Origin of the sequence: Labrys wisconsinensis (assembly GCF_030814995.1) — a bacterium.
In the GTDB taxonomy this organism is placed as follows: Bacteria; Pseudomonadota; Alphaproteobacteria; order Rhizobiales; family Labraceae; genus Labrys; species Labrys wisconsinensis.
On record NZ_JAUSVX010000007.1, the window covers coordinates 37,007 to 51,813 of the forward strand.

Here is a 14,807-nt window from a genome sequence, read left to right on the forward strand (position 1 = left end):
GGGAGAGGGGCAGGGGTGGGGGCCTAAACGACTGCCCTGTGAAATACTGGTAAGCAATAGGCGCGGAAACCCCGCCCCTTTCTGCAAAGTCTAGTCCCTCACCCCTGCCCCTCTCCCGGCCGGGAGAGGGGTTCCGCGCTCTGAATTCATCAGTTAAGCGGATCCTTGGGATCCGCAGGACCCTCGCCCGTGCTGCAAGTGCTCGTCAATGCCCTCGTCTATGCCAGCGAGATCGCCATCATCGCAGTCGGCGTGGCGCTGACCTATTCCGTGGTGCGCTTCGCCAATTTCGCCCATATCCAATATGCGGTGATCGGCGCCTATGCCAGCTTCGCCCTCGACCGGTGCGGCCTGCCGCTGCCGCTCGCCGTCGCCGTCTCGGCGGCGCTCACCGGCCTCCTGGCGATCGCCGTCGAGCGCCTGGTGTTCGCGCCGCTCCAGGGCCTCAGGCCGGAAGCCAAGATGATCGTGTCCTGGGGCGTCGCGCTCCTGCTGCGCTCGCTGGTCGCCGCCGTGTTCGGCGGCGCGGCGCAAGTCTTCGAGGTCGAGACGGACAGCCATCTCGTCGGCGATGCCGTGGTCACCGGCCTCGACATCGCCGTCGTCGCCACGACGATCCTCGCCATGACGGCGCTGCACCTCGCCATGACCCGCACCCGCATCGGCACGGCGTTGCGCGCGCTCGCCGACAATCGCGACCTGGCGCGGACGCGCGGCATCGCCCCGGAAAGGCTGACCGCGCTGATGTGGTTCGTCAGCGGGGCCTTCGCCGCCCTGGGCGGCACGCTGTTCGCCCTGGAGACGCGGCTGCAGCCGGACATGGACCTGCAGATCCTGCTGCCGGTGTTCGCGGCCGTGACGCTCGGCGGCCTGACCAGCGTCGGCGGCGCCGTGCTCGGCGCCTGCATCCTGTCGCTCGCCCAGAACATCGCCATCGGCGTCGATTTCGGCGCCCTGTTCACCAGCGGATCCTGGTTCCTGCCCAGCCAGTTCCGCGACACGATCGCCGTCGCCGCCATGGTGCTGGTGCTCTGCCTGCGCCCGCGCCATCATCGCAGCAGCGGGCTGCGCTGATGGTCGATTTCCTCGTCTTCGCCGTCACCATGATCGCGGTCTGGTCCGTGGTGGCGCTCAGCCTCAACCTGCAGTTCGGGCTGACGGGCCTGGTCAATTTCGGCCAGATCCTGCCGGTCGGCCTCGGCGCCTTCGGGCCCGCCATCGCGGCGCAGCACGGCTTGCCCATCCCGGCCGGCATCGCCCTCGGCCTCGCGCTCGCCGCCGCCGCGGGCCTCGTGGTGCTGGCGCCGGTGCGGCGCCTGACGCAGGACTACTGGGCGCTGGTCACGCTCGGCGTCGCAGAGATCTTCCGCCTGATGATGGTCAACCTGCCGGCCGTGGCGGGCGGGGCCGACGGCACCACCGTCGCCCGGATTGCCGACCCGTTCGCGGCCATGGCCATCGCCCTGGCGCTGCTCGGTGCCGCCGCCCTGCTCTGCCTGCGCATCGACCGCTCGCCGCTCGGGCGCATGCTGCGCGTCATCCGCGAGGACGAGATGCTCGCGGCCGCGCTCGGTCGCAACCCGTTCCGCTTCCAGGCCCTGGTCGTGCTGGTGTCCTGGGCCATGGCCGGGGCGGCGGGCGCGCTCTACGCCCATATCGTCGGCTATGTCGCCCCCTCCAGCTTCACCGTCGCGGAGACCTTCATCGTCTGGACGGCGCTGATCCTGGGCGGTCCGGGCTCGCTGGTCGGTCCGCTGGTCGGCACGGCCTTCGTCCAGTTGCTCGGCGTCTCCACCCGCTTCGTCGCCGCCTGGAGCGGCCTTCCCTTCGATCTCGTCGCCAATCTGCGCCTCGCCGTGTTCGGCCTGGCGCTGATCCTGGTCTTCCTCCTCCGCCGTGAGGGCCTGTGCCCCGAACGCAAGGTCGTTACCCGTGCTGTCGATCCGTGACGTCGCCGTCTCCTTCGCCGGGGTCCGGGCGCTCGACGGCGTCAGCCTGGAGGCGCACCCCGGCCGCATCCTCGGCCTGATCGGGCCGAACGGCTCCGGCAAGTCGACGCTGCTCAACGTCGTCGCCGGCGTGATCGCGCCGGAGGCCGGAACGGTGCTGCTCGACGGCCGGCCGCTGCCGGCGGGGGCGCCGCACGCGGTCGCGGCGCAAGGCGTCGCCCGGACCTTCCAGATCCCGAACCTGGCCCGGCGGCTGACGGTGGCCCAGAACATGCTGGCCGGCGCCCGGCGGCAGCCGGGCGAGGCTCTGGCGACGCTGCTGTTCCGGCCGGGCCGGGCCCAGCGCGCCGAGGCCGCCGCCGTCCGGGCCGCCTTCGACATGCTCGATCGCCTCGGTCTCGCCCATCTCGCCGACCATCCGGCCGGCAGCCTCTCCGGCGGCCAGCAGAAGCTCCTGTCCATGGGCATGGCGATGATGGCGGATCCGCGGCTCATCCTGCTCGACGAGCCGGCCGCCGGCGTCAATCCGGTGCTGGTGGCCCATCAGGTCGTCTTCCTCAAGGCCATGGCCGCGGAGGGGCGCACGGTGATGCTGATCGAGCACAACATGGAGATGGTCGCCGATGTCTGCGACGAGGTCGTTGTGCTCGACGCCGGCGCGGTGATCGCCCGCGGCTCGCCGGCCGAGATCCGCCGCGACGCGCGCGTCATGCGCTCCTACCTCGGAGAGATCGGATGACCGCCTCCGCCCCGCCCCTGCAGCTCGACGCGGTGACCGCGGGCTACGGCCCGCTCGTCATCCTCGACCGCCTGAGCCTGGCGCTCCAGCCCGACGAGATCCTGCTGGTGCTCGGCGCCAACGGCTCGGGCAAGTCGACGCTGCTGAAGACCGCCATGGGGCTGACGCGCCTTGCCGGCGGCCGCCTGGCGCTGGCGGGTGAGGACATCACCGCCTGGCCGGCCCATCGGCGGGCGGCAGCCGGCATCGGCTATGTCCCGCAGACCGGCAATGTCTTCGCCGGGCTCAGCGTGCGCGACAATCTCAGGATGGGCGCCTTCCTGCGCCCGGCAGCGCAGGCGGCGGCGCAGGCCGCGGTGCTCGACCTGTTCCCGCGCCTGGCCGAGCGGCTCGCAGCCCGCGCCGGCGCGCTCTCGGGCGGCGAGCGCCGCATGCTGTCGATCGCCCTGACCATGATGGCCGAGCCGCGCCTGCTCCTGCTCGACGAGCCCTCCAGCGACCTGGCGCCGGCGGCGATCGACCTCGTCTTCGCCGCCATCGACCGCATCCGCCGCGAGCGCCGCATCCCCGTGCTCCTGGTCGAGCAGAACGTGGCGCGCGGCCTCGCCCTCGCCGACCGCGTCGTGGTGATGGTGCGCGGCCGCGCCGCGGCGACCATGCCCGTCGGCGCCGTCACATCGGGCGACCTGCATGCCCTCTTCCTCGACGGCAGCGTCGGTGCCGGCGGACCATCTCAACCCTGACCAGGATCGGAGCCCTCCCATGCGAACCTTTATCGGCGGCGGTTATCTCATCGCGATGAGCGGCAAGGGCCCGGAAGTGGTCAGCGACAGCGCCATCGTGCTCGACGGCAGCCGCATCGCGGCGGTCGGCACGACGGCCGATCTCGCTCCGCACAAGGCGACGGCCGATCGCGTGATCGACGCCAGGGGGCGGGCGATCCTGCCGGGCTTCGTCAACACGCATACCCATCTCGCCGGGGCGCTGACCAAGGCGCTGACCGAGGATGTGCCGACCTTCGGCGGGCCGTTCCGCATCGCGCTCGGCATGCACGAGAACATCATCACATTCGAAGACGTCTACCTGCCCGGCCTGGTGCACGGCATCGAGATGCTGAAGACGGGCACCACGACCATCAACGAATGCTGGTGGCACCAGCCCCAGTCCGCCCGCATCATCGAGGCGGTCGGCCTGCGCGGCATCGTCGCCGCCGAGATCCGCGAAGTCGATTCCTCCAAGATCGGCTTCGGCCGCTTCGAGCGGACCTGGGACCAGCGCCTGGTCGAGGAGGGCATCGACCAGGCGATCGACCTCCTCGAAAACTGGCACGGCAAGGCGGACGGGCGCATCACCTGCCGGGTCGCGCCGGACGGACCCGACCGGCTGCGGCCGGAGACCATGGGCCGGCTCGGCGATCTCGCCCGCAAATATGGCGTCGGGCTGCACACGCACCTGTGCGCCGTGCCGGGCGAGAACGAGTTCATGCTCAAGCTCTGGGGCAAGAAGTCGATCCCGTTGCTCCAGGACCTCGGCATGCTCGGGCCCGGCTTCATCGGCGCCCATTGCGTCTACATGGACGACGAGGATATCGGCCTGATGGTCGACACCGGCTCCTGCATGAGCCACACCGCCTTCCTGGTCGGCAAGCGCGGCTATTACCCGCCGATGCAGAAGGTCTACCAGTCGGGGATGAAAGTGTCGCTCGGCAGCGACTGGCTGTCGAACGACATGTTCAACGTGATGCGCTCGGCCATCGTCATCGCCCGCGTGCTCTATGGCGAGGTCGGGGTGCGCCTCGCCGCCGACGTGCTGAGCATGGCGACCCTGGATGGAGCGCGCTGCCTCGGCCTGGAGGCCGAGGTCGGCTCGCTCGAGCCGGGCAAGAAGGCCGACGTGATCCTGCTCGACGTCTCCACCGCCTGGGCCAATCCGCTGCGCCCGGAGAACCTCGTCACCAACATCGTCTACAACGCCTGCGGCCGCGACGTGACCCATGTGTTCGTCGACGGCGAATGCCTGGTCGACGACCAGCGGTTGACCCGCATGGACGAGGCGGAGGTGATCCGCGAAGCCCAGCACGTGGCCGAGGACGTCTGGCAGCGGGCGCAGCCGCTGTTCGCCGCCGAAGGCATGGCCTGAGCCCGGCACGATCGAGGAGCATGCCCATGCCGCGCAAGATCATCATCGACACCGACCCCGGCCAGGACGACGCCTTCGCCATCCTGCTCGCGCTCGGCTCCCCGGACGAGCTGGAGGTGGTGGGCATCACGGCCGTCGCCGGCAACGTGCCGCTGGCGCGCACGGCCGAGAACGCCCAGAGGGTGGTCGAGCTCGCCGGCCGGCCCGACATCACCGTCTATCCCGGCTGCGCCCGGCCGATGGTGCGTCCGCTGTTCACGGCCGAGTACGTGCACGGCGACAGCGGCCTCGACGGCTGCGAGCTGCCCGCGCCCTCACGTCCGCTCGGCAGCCTGCACGGCGTCGACTTCATCATCGACACGGTGATGGCGGCCGAGCCCGGCTCGGTCACGGTCTGCACGCTCGGACCGATGACCAACCTCGCCATGGCGATGGTGAAGCAGCCGGCCATCGCCGGCCGCCTCGAAGAGGTGGTGCTGATGGGCGGCGGCTTCTTCGAGGGCGGCAACACCACGCCGGCGGCCGAGTTCAACATCTTCGTCGACCCGCACGCCGCCCATGTGGTCTTCACCTCGGGCGTACCCCTGACCATGGTGCCGATCGACTGCACCTACAGGGCGGTGATGACGCCGGACTGGCTGCGGCGGCTGCGCGCCGTCGGCACCCGCACCGCGATCCAGGCCGCCGGCATGGCCGAGTTCTACCAGCGCTACGGCAACACCAAGTTCGGCACGGACGACTATCCCCTGCACGACCCCTGCGTGATCGGCTACCTCCTGCGGCCCGAGCTGTTCTCGGGCCGGCGCTGCCATGTCGCCATCGACCTGGTCTCGCCGCTGACGGCGGGCATGACCGTGGTCGACTGGTGGAACGTCACCAAGCAGGCGCCCAACTGCCTGGTGCTGCGTGACCTCGACAATCCCGCCTTCTACGCCCTGATGCTGGAGCGCCTGTCGCGGCTGCCGTGACCGGGCGCCCGGCCCGCCTCAGGCCTCGACAATCTTGCGGTAGAGATGCCACGTGGCGTGCCCGAGCACCGGCATGACGATGGCCAGGCCGGCGAAGAACAGCAGCGAACCGACCACCAGCCCGGCGGCGACGATCAGGCCCCAGAGGATCATCATGCCGGGGTTGACCCGCACCGCCCGGATGGAGGTTCGCATCGCCGCGATCACGTTGACGTGGCGGTCGAGCAGCAGCGGGAAGGAGACGACGCTGATCAGCAGCGCCGCCACGGCGAAGAGAAAGCCGACGCCGTTGCCGAAGATGATCAGGGCCCAGCCCGCCGGCGTGGTCAGGACGTCGCCGAGGAAGCCGCCGATGGTCGCGGGCATGGCATCGCCCATGGTCCATTGGTAGATCAGCATCGCCGCCACCAGCCAGGCCACGAACAGGACCGTCAGCACCAGGCCGAGAATGGCGATGCTGCCGATCGCCGGCGAGTTGCGCACATCGAGGGCGTGCGACCAGGCGGTGTCGAGCCCCAGCTCGCGGCGCCGGCTGATCTCGTAGAGGCCGATCGCGGCGAAGGGGCCGATCAGGGCGAAGCCGGCGATCAGCGGGAACAGCAGCGGCAGCACGTCGTAGCCGATGGCGAGCCGGCCGAGGAACACGCCGGCCAGCGGATAGATGAAGCCGAGGAACAGGAGGTGGCTCGGCTGCGCCAGGAAATCGGCAAGCCCCTGGCGCAGGGCGTCCTCGATGTCGCCAAGCCCGATCCGGCGCACCGGCAGGGGTGCGAGGGTCGCTCCGGCATTGGGAACGAGATAGTCGGAAAGGTGGAGATGCGCGTTGGCCATGGCAATCGTCCCGCCCGTTCGAGCGGCCGCGACGAAGGCGGCACCGGGACCACACGGCCGGCCGCCCTCGGCGTCGAGCCTTGCTTCATGCCGGCCCGTTATACACGGCGGAGGACAAGTTGTCGCACCGGCGGCGAACACGATTTGGGGAGCGCGAGCGGCGGGGCCCAAGCAGGTTCTCCCGAACCTGCCTGCACGCTGCTCAGCCCTTGTCGCGCATCAGGCGGCCCTTCTCGCGGTCCCAGTCGCGCTTCTTCTCGGTCTCGCGCTTGTCGCCGAGCGTCTTGCCACGCGCCAGGGCAATCTCGATCTTGGCCATGCCCTTCTCGTTGAAATAGAGCTTGGTCGGCACGATGGTGAGGCCGTTGCGCTGCACGGCGCCGATCAGCTTGCTGATCTGGCGCTTGTGCAGCAGGAGCTTTCGCGGCCGCTTGCGCTCGTGGTTGAAGCGGTTGGCCTGCAGGTATTCGGGGATGTCGGCGTTGAACAGCAGGAGCTCGTTGCCGGAGGGGCCGGCATAGCTCTCGCCGATCGTCGCCTTGCCGAGGCGCAGAGACTTCACCTCCGTGCCGGTCAGCGCGATGCCGGCCTCGAACGTGTCGAGGAGCTCGTAGTGGAAGCGCGCCTTGCGGTTGTCGGCGACCAGCTTCTGGGCGGCCTGTCGTTCCGTCATCGCTTCATCCGTTGATCAGGCCGGCATGGGTCATTGCCGCCTTGATCGCCGCGCGCGTCGGCTCCGTGACCGGCAGGAGCGGCAGGCGCACGTCCTCGCGGCCGCGGCCGAGATGGGCGAGGCCGCACTTGGCGCCGGCGAGGCCCGGCTCCAGGAAGGTGGCCGCGTGCAGCGGCACCAGCCGGTCCTGGACCGTCAGGGCCGCGGCATAGTCGCCCTTGAGGCTCAGGCTCTGCAGCTCGGCGCAGAGGCGCGGTGCGACGTTGGAGACCACCGAGATGCAGCCGACGCCGCCGGCAGCGTTGAAGGCGAGCGCCGTCATGTCCTCGCCGGAGAGCTGGATGAAGTCCGGCCCGAGCGCCTCACGCTGCAGGCTGACGCGGGCGAGATTGCCGGTGGCGTCCTTGACGCCGGCAATGTTCTTCAGCTCGTACAGCCGCTTCATGGTGTCGACCGACATGTCGACCACCGAGCGCGGCGGGATGTTGTAGATGAAGATCGGGACGCCGACCGCATCGTTCACCGCCTTGAAGTGCCGGTAGAGGCCCTCCTGGGTCGGCTTGTTGTAATAGGGCGTGACCACCAGCACCGCATCCGCGCCGGCCTTCTCGGCGTGGCGGGCGAGGTCGACGGCCTCCACCGTGTTGTTGGAGCCGGCCCCGGCGATGACCGGCACGCGCCCGCGGGCCTCCTCGACGCAGATCTCGACGACGCGCTTGTGCTCGTCATGGCTGAGCGTCGGGCTTTCGCCGGTGGTGCCGACCGGGACGAGGCCCTGCGTGCCCTCGGCAATCTGCCAGGCGACGTGCTCGCGAAAGGCTTTCTCGTCGACGGCACCGTCCCGGAAGGGGGTGATCAGCGCCGTGAACGAACCCTTGTAGCGTGCCGTCGACATCTCAATGCTCCACGTCCGGATCGATCTCGAGGCTTGTCCGGAACGGGCAGGCATATACGAGCCGGACGCCGGACGAAAGAGCGGGGACGGCGCAAAGCGCGGCATTCGCAGGGCAAGCGCCGGGCTGGTCGCGCTCCCCGGCCGCCTCGCCCTTGCGCTCGGACCTGGACGGGCCTATCGGCACGATCGCAGGCCGCCCCGCATCGCCCGTTCCGAGCGACGACGCCGCAGCCCATGCGAGGATGCGACCCATGGCTAGCCCAGGCCAATCGAAAGTTGCGACCGTGCTGCGCGTCACCAGCGGCAACTTCCTGGAGATGTTCGACTTCTTCTTGGTCGGCCTGTTCGCCAACCAGATCGCCGCGGCCTTCTTCCCCGCAGCCGACGAGACCTCCTCGCTCCTCGCCACCTTCATGGCCTTCGGCGCCGCTTTCCTGATGCGCCCGATCGGTGCGTTGTTCCTCGGCGCCTATATCGACCGGATCGGCCGGCGCCAGGGCCTGATCGTCACGCTCGGCATCATGGCCACCGGCACGGTGCTGATCGCCTTCGTGCCGGGCTATGGCACGATCGGCGTGCTGGCGCCGCTGCTGGTGCTGATCGGCCGGCTGCTGCAGGGCTTTTCCGCCGGCGTCGAGCTCGGCGGCGTCTCGGTCTATCTGTCGGAAATGGCCACGCCCGGCCACAAGGGCTTCTACGTCGCCTGGCAGTCGGCCAGCCAGCAGGTGGCGATCATCGTCGGCGCGCTGATCGGCTTCGCCCTCAACAAGCTGTTCCTGCCGCAGACCATCGCCGACTGGGCCTGGCGCATCCCCTTTTTCATCGGCTGCCTCATCGTGCCGCTGATCTTCCTGATCCGCCGGCAGCTGCGCGAGACTGCGGCCTTCGAGGCGCAGACGCGCCGGCCGTCCCTTCCCGAGGTCGCCGCCTCGCTGGCCGAGAACTGGCGCGTGGTGGCGCTCGGCGTGGCGCTGGTGCTGATGACGACCATCTCCTTCTACATGATCACGGTCTACACCCCCACCTTCGGCAAGGCGGTGTTGAAGCTATCGGAGGCCGACAGCCTCCTGGTGACGCTGTGCGTCGGCGCCTCGAACTTCCTCTGGCTGCCGATCATGGGGGCTCTCTCCGACCGGATCGGCCGCTTCCCGGTGCTGGCGCTGTTCTCGGCCCTGATGCTGTGCACGGCCTATCCGGCCCTGGCCGAGCTCGTCTCGGCGCCGAGCTTCGAGGGCATGCTGGCGGTGGAGCTGTGGTTCTCCTTCCTCTATGGCAGCTATAACGGCGCCATGGTCGTCGCGCTGACCGAGGTGGTGCCGGCGCATGTGCGCACCTCGGGCTTTTCGCTGGCCTACAGCCTGGCGACGGCGCTCGGCGGCTTCACGCCGGCGGTCTCGACCTGGCTGATCCGCGAGACCGCCGACAAGGCGGCGCCGGGCTATTGGCTGATGCTGGCGGCGGCGCTCAGCCTGGCGGCGACGCTGATCCTCTATCGCACCGGCCTCGGCCGGCGCGCCCTCGCCGCCGGCTGAGACGCGGCGGCCGGCCGCCGCCTTCGCACCGATCCGGCGGCTTCGTGCGCATCCTGCACCAGCCGCGGCAACCCGTTGAGCCCACGCCCTATTTCCGCGGCAATTTCCGGGCACAGCAACGGCATGGACGCAAGCGGCCGATCGTGCGCGCCCGGCCGGCCGCCGCCGGCTGCGGCGGGATGGGCCAGTGACCGGCGCAACAGGCGCGGCCGGTCCGACGTGTCAGGGTGCGGAGCCGTCCGCCGGATTCACGCTGGGTTAACCACGCCATCGACCGGCCCGGCTTGCGCCCGATTGGTTTACGGATCGTCAACGCGGAGGCGAGAAAACGGTCTTTCGAGGATCCAGTGAGAAGGCCGTCTCGATAATGCTGTTGCGCATCCTGTCCGGTTCGTCCCTGTACGCCCTGATCCTGACGGCCGCGGTGGCCGCACCGCTGGCGCCGGTGGGCGACGGCACGCGCCCGCCCCCACCCGTGATCGCGGTCCGCAACAGCGACATCACCGGCTCGATCGGCAGCACCGTGCCGAGCGCGCCCAGCGCCCAGCTCGCCATGCTGAAGGCGGCGATCGCCGCCTACAAGCGCGGCGACCTGTCCGGCGGCGATGCCAGCGCCCGTTCGATCAGCGACCCGGCGGCCCGGGCCACGGCCGAATGGATCGCCATCCGCACGGCGCCGCGCCAGATCGGCTATGCCCGCATCGCCCGCTTCCTGACCAGCCTCCCGAACTGGCCTTCGGCCAGGAGCGTGCGCGCCCGCGGCGAGGAAGCGCTCTACAACGACAATATCGACGACGGCACGGTGCGCGCCTCCTTCGCCGCCCAGGCGCCGCAGACGGACGAGGGCAAGGTGGCCCTCGCCCGCGTGCTGCTCAAGGCCGGGGATCGCGCCGGCGCCACGGCGCTGATCCGCGACGCCTATCGCAACGACAGCCTGTCGGGCGGCCTCGAAGGCGATATCATCAAGAATTTCAGCGCCTTGCTGACGCGGGCCGACATGAAGTATCGCGTCGACCGCATGATCTACGACGGCAATGCCGTCGAGGGCCTGCGCGCGGCCCAGCGGGCCGGGGCCGAGATGACGGCCCTGGCCAAGGCGCGCATCGCCGTGGCCAAGAAGGCCGGCAATGCCGGCGCCCTGCTCGCCGCCGTGCCGGCGAGCCTGCGCTCCGACCCCGCCTATCTCTTCGCCCGCATCAGCTATCTCAGGCGGAACGACAAGGCGAAGGAGGCGGCGGCGCTGCTGCTCAAGGCGCCGCGCGGCGCCGAGGCCCTGGTGCGCCCAGACGAATGGTGGACCGAGCGCCGCCTGGTGGCGCGCGATCTCCTCGACAAGGGCGATATCCGCACCGCCTATGCCGTCGCCTCCGGCTATACCGCCGAGAGCGACCAGACCGGCATGGAGGCCGAGTTCCATTGCGGCTGGATCGCGCTGCGCTTCATCGGCGACGCCAAGACCGCGGCGCGCCATTTCGCCAAGGTCAGCGAGATCGCCACCCGGCCGATCTCGCTGGCGCGCGGCGCCTATTGGCAGGGCCGCGCCGCCGAGGCCCTGGGCGACAAGGCCGGCGCCGGCCGCTTCTATGCCGCCGCCGCCCGCTACTCCACCACCTATTACGGCCAGATCGCCCGGGCCAAGCTCGGCTTTTCCAGCCTCGACCTGAAGCCGCTGCCCGAGATCACCGCCGGGACGCGGGCGGCCTTCAACAGCCTCCTGGCGCCGCGCGCCATCTCGATGCTCTACGACCTCGGCGAGCGCGACTTCGCCCGCATCTTGGTGGGCGACATGGCCGGCCGCCTGCAGGATACCGAGCAGCTGGCGCTGCTGGGCAGCCTCGTGGCGCGCAACGACGATTCCAAGGCGCTGCTCAGCATCGGCAAGTCGGCGACCCAGCGCGGGCTGCCGCTCGACGCCATCGCCTTCCCGACCGATGCCATCCCGAGCTACCGCTCGGTGGCCGATGTCGAGCGCGCCGTGGTCTACAGCATCGCCCGCCAGGAGAGCGAGTTCAGCCACGACGTGGTCAGCCATGCCGGCGCCCGCGGCCTGATGCAGCTGATGCCCTCGACCGCCCGCGCCACCGCCAAGTCGGCCGGCCTGGCCTTCGACGCCAGCCGCCTGACGCGCGACCCCGCCTACAACGCCCAGATCGGCTCGGCCCATCTCGGCGAGCTGATCGGCAAGTTCAACGGCTCCTACATCATGGCCTTCGCCGCCTACAATGCGGGTTCCTCGCGCGTCGCCCAATGGGTCGGCACCTATGGCGACCCGCGCGACCCCCGCATCGATCCGATCGACTGGGTCGAGCGCATCCCCTTCACCGAGACGCGCAACTACGTGCAGCGCGTCATGGAGAACGTCCAGGTCTACCGTGCCCGCCTCGGCGCCAAGTCGGCGCTGCTGATCGAGAAGGACCTGCGGCGCGGGACGATCCGTTAGCCCTGCGGCGGGCTCGCCGCGAGGCCGCCGTCATCTCGAGGGTTGCCCATGACGATCGATGCTTCGCTCGATGCTCCCTGGACCGATCTCTGGTACGCCTCGGCCGATGGCCTGAAGCTCCATGCCCGCGATTACGGCCCGCGCGATGCGGCGGCCCCGCCGGTCGTCTGCCTGCCGGGCCTGGCGCGCAGCGCCGGCGATTTCCACGAGCTCGCCTCGGCGCTCGCCACCGCCGACGGGGGCCCGCGGCGGGTGCTGGCGCTCGACTATCGCGGCCGCGGCCGCTCGGACTACGATCCCAACCCCAGGAATTACGACCTGCCGGTCGAGAGCGCCGACATCCTCGCGCTGCTCGCCGCCGCCGGCCTCGCCGGCGCCGTCTTCGTCGGCACCTCGCGCGGCGGCATGCACGTCATGCTGCTGGCGGCGACGCACAAGGACGTGCTGGCCGGCGCGGTGCTGAACGATATCGGCCCGGTGATCGAGATGACCGGCCTGATGCGCATCAAGGGCTATGTCGGGCAGATGCCGACGCCGAAGACCTATGAGGAGGCGGCCGCGCTGCTGCAGGGGATCGCCGGCCCCGGCTTCCCCGCCTTCGGCGCCGCCGACTGGGCCCGCCTCGCCGCGCGCAGCTTCATCGAGCGCGGCGGCGCCCTCGTCGCCGACCACGACCCGGCCCTGACCGCCTCGCTGGAGGCCCTGGCGCCGGACAAGCCGCTGCCACCACTCTGGCCCTTCTTCGACGCGCTCAAGGACGTGCCGCTGATGCTGATCCGCGGCGAACACTCGGACATCCTGTCGGCGCAGACCCTTGCCGCGATGGCAGAGCGGCGGCCGGATGCCGACGTGCTGACGGTGGCGGGACAGGGGCACGCACCGGTGCTGTGGGAGGCGGAGGTGGTGGGGAGGGTCGTAGGGTTTGTGGAAGGGATCGCGGCGGAAGTCCCGCGCGGACCCGAGGGGACGATCGCTGGCGTAGAGGGCTGACGATCGAAGCGGGACTGTCAGGAATTTCGTGTTCGGGGTGGGCATAATGGGAAGAATGGAGATCCCTTATGGCCCGCCGCAGAGAGCCTGTTGTCCCTGATGCGATCCTCGACCAATTGCTGGGCGAGGCGGATGCCAAGACGGCCTTCGATCAGAACGGCCTGCTCGATCAGTTGAAGAAGGCGCTCGCCGAGCGGGCGCTGAAGGCGGAGCTGGACTCACCTGGCCGGTGACGAGAGCGGCAACACCCGCAACGGCTACGGCAAGAAGACGGTGCTGACCGACGCCGGGGCGCTCGAGCTTTCCGTTCCACGGGATCGGTCAGCCACGTTCGATCCGCAGCTGATTGCCAAATACCAGCGCCGGTTTCCCGGCTTCGACGAGAAGATCATCTCGATGTATGCGCGCGGGTTGAGCATGCGTGAGATCGCCGGCCATCTGCGCGAGCTCTACGGCATCGAGGTCTCGGCCGAGCTGATCTCGACGGTGACCAACGCCGTGATCGAGGAAGTGACGGCTTGGCAGAGCCGGCCGTTGGAGGCCACCTACGCCCTGGTTTTCCTCGACGCGATCCGGGTCAAGATCCGGGACGAGAGCTTGGTGCGCAACAAGGCCATTCCAGCGTAAACGCAAAGCGTTTATCGCGACGTGGCGATCAGCGTGCGCGCCGACGGCGCCAAGGAAGTGCTCGGCCTGTGGATCGAGCAGAATGAGGGCGCCAAGTTCTGGCTGCGCGTGCTGAACGAGCTGAAGAACCGCGGCGTGGAAGATATCCTCATCGCCGTCGTCGACGGCCTGAAGGGGTTTCCCGAGGCGATCGGTGCGGCCTATCCCAGCGCAAACGCGCAGCGTTTGTCGCCGAGACGATCGTCCAGACCTGCATCGTCCACCTCCTGCGCCACAGCATGGAATTCGCCTCCTGGAAGGATCGCAAGCCCGTCGCGGCGGCGCTGAAGACGATCTACGACGCCATGGACGACAGGGCGGCGGATGGCGTACGGCCTTCGAGGCTGGCCCCTGGGGCCGCAAATACGAGGCGATCGGCAAGGCCTGGCGCCGGGCTTGGCAGGAGGTTCCCTTTCTTTGCCTTTCCGCGCGAGGTGCGCCGCATCCTCTCCACCACCAATGCCATCGAGGCGCTGAACGCCAAGCTGCGCCGAGCAGTCCGGGCCAGGGGCCATTTTCCCCACGACGAGGCGGCGCTGAAGCTCCTCTTCCTGGTCTTGAATCGCTCGGAAAAGGAGTGGAAGATGCCCCCGCGCGAGTGGGCGGCTGCCAAGGCCCAGATGGCCGTCATGTTCGGCGAGCGCTTCTCATTGGCAATGCGCGCCTGAGAAGAAATCCGCCCGCCCCGAACACGAAATTCCTGACAGTCCCATCGAACCACTAACCATTCGCCCCCCTAGTCCCCGCTCGCCTCAAAGGCACAGCAACAAACACGTCCGGAAATGGCTGCCCGTCAATGCCGCACGGGGGCGTCGCGTATGGATCTTCCGCTCGCGTGTCCGCAATCGCAATCCGTTGATGCGGCACTGCCAGACATCCCCGCAACCTGCTTCCAGGCCCGGAGCAGGTTGTCGCATGCAAGCTGCTTCAGCAGACCTGGGCCCGAGCCGTTCCATCCCTGCCGCACCAGACCCGCTTCATCACA

General features: G+C 69.5%; 14 protein-coding genes and 1 pseudogene. 12 read left to right on the forward strand and 3 right to left on the reverse strand.

Features of this window, described 5'->3' with window-relative positions:
• Positions 1–189: 189 nt before the first annotated feature.
• The 6 genes from QO011_RS18875 to QO011_RS18900 are packed head-to-tail and all read left to right on the forward strand — an operon-like array spanning position 190 to position 5,795.
• A complete protein-coding gene (locus QO011_RS18875; protein WP_307275014.1) occupies positions 190–1,074 on the forward strand; it encodes a branched-chain amino acid ABC transporter permease in 885 nt (294 codons plus the stop codon).
• The gene (locus QO011_RS18880) at positions 1,074–1,949 is read left to right on the forward strand and encodes a branched-chain amino acid ABC transporter permease (protein WP_307275017.1); all 876 of its coding nucleotides are present in this window, start codon (positions 1,074–1,076) and stop codon (positions 1,947–1,949) included. Before QO011_RS18875 ends, QO011_RS18880 begins: the two co-directional genes overlap by 1 nt.
• On the forward strand, positions 1,933–2,688 hold the full coding sequence (locus QO011_RS18885) for an ABC transporter ATP-binding protein (protein ID WP_307275019.1): 756 nt from the start codon (positions 1,933–1,935) through the stop codon (positions 2,686–2,688). Before QO011_RS18880 ends, QO011_RS18885 begins: the two co-directional genes overlap by 17 nt.
• Entirely contained in the window at positions 2,685–3,431 is a 747-nt protein-coding gene (locus QO011_RS18890; protein ID WP_307275021.1) for an ABC transporter ATP-binding protein, read from the forward strand. The genes QO011_RS18885 and QO011_RS18890 overlap by 4 nt, the downstream gene beginning before the upstream one ends.
• A gap of 19 nt (positions 3,432–3,450) precedes the next feature.
• Positions 3,451–4,827 carry an amidohydrolase family protein gene (locus QO011_RS18895; protein WP_307275023.1) on the forward strand — a complete coding sequence of 459 codons (1,377 nt, stop codon included), beginning with the start codon at positions 3,451–3,453 and terminating at the stop codon, positions 4,825–4,827.
• Positions 4,828–4,847: 20 nt separating this feature from the next.
• Positions 4,848–5,795, forward strand: a complete 948-nt coding sequence (locus QO011_RS18900; protein ID WP_307275025.1) for a nucleoside hydrolase — start codon at positions 4,848–4,850, stop codon at positions 5,793–5,795.
• Between the two features lie 18 nt (positions 5,796–5,813).
• Here the strand turns inward: QO011_RS18900 and QO011_RS18905 are convergent, their stop codons facing one another.
• The 3 genes from QO011_RS18905 to dapA all read right to left on the reverse strand — a co-directional run bounded on the left by QO011_RS18905 (position 5,814) and on the right by dapA (position 8,194).
• Positions 5,814–6,626 (reverse strand): DUF2189 domain-containing protein, encoded by an 813-nt coding sequence (locus QO011_RS18905; protein WP_307275027.1) that lies wholly within the window; start codon positions 6,624–6,626, stop codon positions 5,814–5,816.
• Positions 6,627–6,828: 202 nt separating this feature from the next.
• Complete coding sequence (gene smpB / locus QO011_RS18910) at positions 6,829–7,299, reverse strand: SsrA-binding protein SmpB (RefSeq protein ID WP_307275029.1); 471 nt, start codon at positions 7,297–7,299, stop codon at positions 6,829–6,831.
• 4 nt (positions 7,300–7,303) lie between these two features.
• Positions 7,304–8,194 (reverse strand): 4-hydroxy-tetrahydrodipicolinate synthase, encoded by an 891-nt coding sequence (gene dapA / locus QO011_RS18915; protein ID WP_307275031.1) that lies wholly within the window; start codon positions 8,192–8,194, stop codon positions 7,304–7,306.
• 242 nt (positions 8,195–8,436) lie between these two features.
• Between dapA and QO011_RS18920 the strand changes: the two genes are divergently transcribed.
• The 6 genes and pseudogenes from QO011_RS18920 (at position 8,437) to QO011_RS18945 (ending at position 14,490) form a co-directional block, all read left to right on the forward strand.
• Positions 8,437–9,726 (forward strand): MFS transporter, encoded by a 1,290-nt coding sequence (locus QO011_RS18920; RefSeq protein WP_370881980.1) that lies wholly within the window; start codon positions 8,437–8,439, stop codon positions 9,724–9,726.
• A gap of 367 nt (positions 9,727–10,093) precedes the next feature.
• Entirely contained in the window at positions 10,094–12,166 is a 2,073-nt protein-coding gene (locus tag QO011_RS18925; protein ID WP_307275034.1) for a lytic transglycosylase domain-containing protein, read from the forward strand.
• Between the two features lie 48 nt (positions 12,167–12,214).
• Entirely contained in the window at positions 12,215–13,156 is a 942-nt protein-coding gene (locus QO011_RS18930) for an alpha/beta fold hydrolase (protein WP_307275035.1), read from the forward strand.
• A gap of 68 nt (positions 13,157–13,224) precedes the next feature.
• Complete coding sequence (locus QO011_RS18935; RefSeq protein ID WP_307275036.1) at positions 13,225–13,389, forward strand: hypothetical protein; 165 nt, start codon at positions 13,225–13,227, stop codon at positions 13,387–13,389.
• Positions 13,390–13,429: 40 nt separating this feature from the next.
• A pseudogene (locus QO011_RS18940) lies at positions 13,430–14,110 on the forward strand (IS256 family transposase).
• A complete protein-coding gene (locus tag QO011_RS18945; protein WP_307275610.1) occupies positions 14,038–14,490 on the forward strand; it encodes a transposase in 453 nt (150 codons plus the stop codon). Before QO011_RS18940 ends, QO011_RS18945 begins: the two are co-directional and overlap by 73 nt.
• Positions 14,491–14,807: the final 317 nt, after the last annotated feature.